General features: G+C 56.9%; 1 rRNA gene. It reads right to left on the bottom strand.

What is annotated here, in order from left to right:
* Positions 1-32 precede the first annotated feature (32 nt).
* A 23S ribosomal RNA gene (locus tag ACZ6KO_RS34870) occupies positions 33-3,149 on the bottom strand.
* Positions 3,150-3,301 lie beyond the last annotated feature (152 nt).

Below are 3,301 nucleotides of genomic sequence, written 5' to 3'. Positions count from 1 at the left end.
CTTCAGAACTAACACAGTGGACGCGAGCAACTGAGGACAAGCCCTCGGCCTATTAGTACCAGTCAGCTCCACCCGTTACCGGGCTTCCACATCTGGCCTATCAACCCAGTCGTCTACTGGGAGCCTTACCCTCTCAAGGAGGTGGGAATACTCATCTTGAAGCAGGCTTCCCGCTTAGATGCTTTCAGCGGTTATCCCTCCCGAACGTAGCCAACCAGCCATGCCCTTGGCAGGACAACTGGCACACCAGAGGTTCGTCCGTCCCGGTCCTCTCGTACTAGGGACAGCCCTTCTCAATATTCCTACGCGCACAGCGGATAGGGACCGAACTGTCTCACGACGTTCTAAACCCAGCTCGCGTACCGCTTTAATGGGCGAACAGCCCAACCCTTGGGACCGACTCCAGCCCCAGGATGCGACGAGCCGACATCGAGGTGCCAAACCATCCCGTCGATATGGACTCTTGGGGAAGATCAGCCTGTTATCCCCGGGGTACCTTTTATCCGTTGAGCGACGGCGCTTCCACAAGCCACCGCCGGATCACTAGTCCCGACTTTCGTCCCTGCTCGACCCGTCGGTCTCACAGTCAAGCTCCCTTGTGCACTTACACTCAACACCTGATTGCCAACCAGGCTGAGGGAACCTTTGGGCGCCTCCGTTACCCTTTGGGAGGCAACCGCCCCAGTTAAACTACCCATCAGACACTGTCCCTGATCCGGATCACGGACCGAGGTTAGACATCCAGCACGACCAGAGTGGTATTTCAACGGCGACTCCACCATGACTGGCGTCACGGCTTCAAAGTCTCCCACCTATCCTACACAAGCCGAACCGAACACCAATATCAAACTGTAGTAAAGGTCCCGGGGTCTTTCCGTCCTGCTGCGCGAAACGAGCATCTTTACTCGTAGTGCAATTTCACCGGGCCTATGGTTGAGACAGTCGAGAAGTCGTTACGCCATTCGTGCAGGTCGGAACTTACCCGACAAGGAATTTCGCTACCTTAGGATGGTTATAGTTACCACCGCCGTTTACTGGCGCTTAAGTTCTCAGCTTCGCAACCCCGAAAGGTCACTAACCGGTCCCCTTAACGTTCCAGCACCGGGCAGGCGTCAGTCCGTATACATCGCCTTACGGCTTCGCACGGACCTGTGTTTTTAGTAAACAGTCGCTTCTCGCTGGTCTCTGCGGCCACCCCCAGCTCACGGAGTAAATCCGATCACCAGTGATGGCCCCCCTTCTCCCGAAGTTACGGGGGCATTTTGCCGAGTTCCTTAACCATAGTTCACCCGAACGCCTCGGTATTCTCTACCTGACCACCTGAGTCGGTTTAGGGTACGGGCCGCCATGAAACTCGCTAGAGGCTTTTCTCGGCAGCATAGGATCATCCACTTCACCACAATCGGCTCGGCATCAGGTCTCAGGCTTCATGCTGTCCGGATTTGCCTAGACAGCGCCCTACACCCTTACCCCGGGACAACCACCGCCCGGGCTGGACTACCTTCCTGCGTCACCCCATCGCTTACCTACTACCACCTTGGGTCAGCGGCTCCACCACTTTCCTTTCCCCGAAGGGTCCGGAACGGCTTCACGGCCTTAGCATTAATGGGCTCGATATTGGGCGTTTCAAAGCGGGTACCGGAATATCAACCGGTTGTCCATCGACTACGCCTGTCGGCCTCGCCTTAGGTCCCGACTTACCCTGGGCAGATCAGCTTGACCCAGGAACCCTTAGTCAATCGGCGCACACGTTTCTCACGTGTGTATCGCTACTCATGCCTGCATTCTCACTCGTGAACCGTCCACAACTACCTTCCGGTGCTGCTTCACCCGGCACACGACGCTCCCCTACCCATCACAGCAGGCGTTGGCCCTATTGCTGCAATGACACGACTTCGGCGGTACGCTTGAGCCCCGCTACATTGTCGGCGCGGAATCACTTGACCAGTGAGCTATTACGCACTCTTTCAAGGGTGGCTGCTTCTAAGCCAACCTCCTGGTTGTCTCTGCGACTCCACATCCTTTCCCACTTAGCGTACGCTTAGGGGCCTTAGTCGATGCTCTGGGCTGTTTCCCTCTCGACCATGGAGCTTATCCCCCACAGTCTCACTGCCGTGCTCTCACTTACCGGCATTCGGAGTTTGGCTAAGGTCAGTAACCCGGTAGGGCCCATCGCCTATCCAGTGCTCTACCTCCGGCAAGAAACACACGACGCTGCACCTAAATGCATTTCGGGGAGAACCAGCTATCACGGAGTTTGATTGGCCTTTCACCCCTAACCACAGGTCATCCCCCAGGTTTTCAACCCTGGTGGGTTCGGTCCTCCACGAAGTCTTACCTCCGCTTCAACCTGCCCATGGCTAGATCACTCCGCTTCGGGTCTAGAGCGTGCAACTCAATCGCCCTATTCGGACTCGCTTTCGCTACGGCTTCCCCACACGGGTTAACCTCGCTACACACCGCTAACTCGCAGGCTCATTCTTCAAAAGGCACGCAGTCACGAGATACCCGAAGGTATCCGACGCTCCCACGGCTTGTAGGCACACGGTTTCAGGTACTATTTCACTCCGCTCCCGCGGTACTTTTCACCATTCCCTCACGGTACTATCCGCTATCGGTCACCAGGGAATATTTAGGCTTAGCGGGTGGTCCCGCCAGATTCACACGGGATTTCTCGGGCCCCGTGCTACTTGGGAGATGAGCAAGCAAGCCGTACAGATTTCAGCTACGGGGGTCTTACCCTCTACGCCGGACCTTTCGCATGTCCTTCGCCTATCCATACGGTTTCTGACTCGCCTCACAGCCGGCAGACTGTGAAAGCTCATTCCCACAACCCCGCATGCGCAACCCCTGCCGGGTCTCACACGCATACGGTTTGGCCTCATCCGGTTTCGCTCGCCACTACTCCCGGAATCACGGTTGTTTTCTCTTCCTGAGGGTACTGAGATGTTTCACTTCCCCTCGTTCCCTCCACATGCCCTATGTGTTCAGGCATGGGTGACAGCCCATGACGACTGCCGGGTTTCCCCATTCGGACACCCCCGGATCAAAGCTCAGTTGGCAGCTCCCCGGGGCCTATCGCGGCCTCTCACGTCCTTCATCGGTTCCTGGTGCCAAGGCATCCACCGTGCGCCCTTAAAAACTTGGCCACAGATGCTCGCGTCCACTGTGTAGTTCTCAAGCAACGACCAGCCACCCATCACCCTGCTCCCTAAGGACCAGGTTCACTGGGGCCGGCATCGCGAAGGTCCAGCCGAATCGGCCGTACCCTCAGATACCCAACAACGTGCCAAGCACGATC

The organism is Streptomyces sp. NPDC042102, assembly GCF_055582305.1.
The sequence above is the reverse complement of the archived record's forward strand: the minus strand, read 5'-3'. Positions and strand labels throughout refer to the sequence as shown.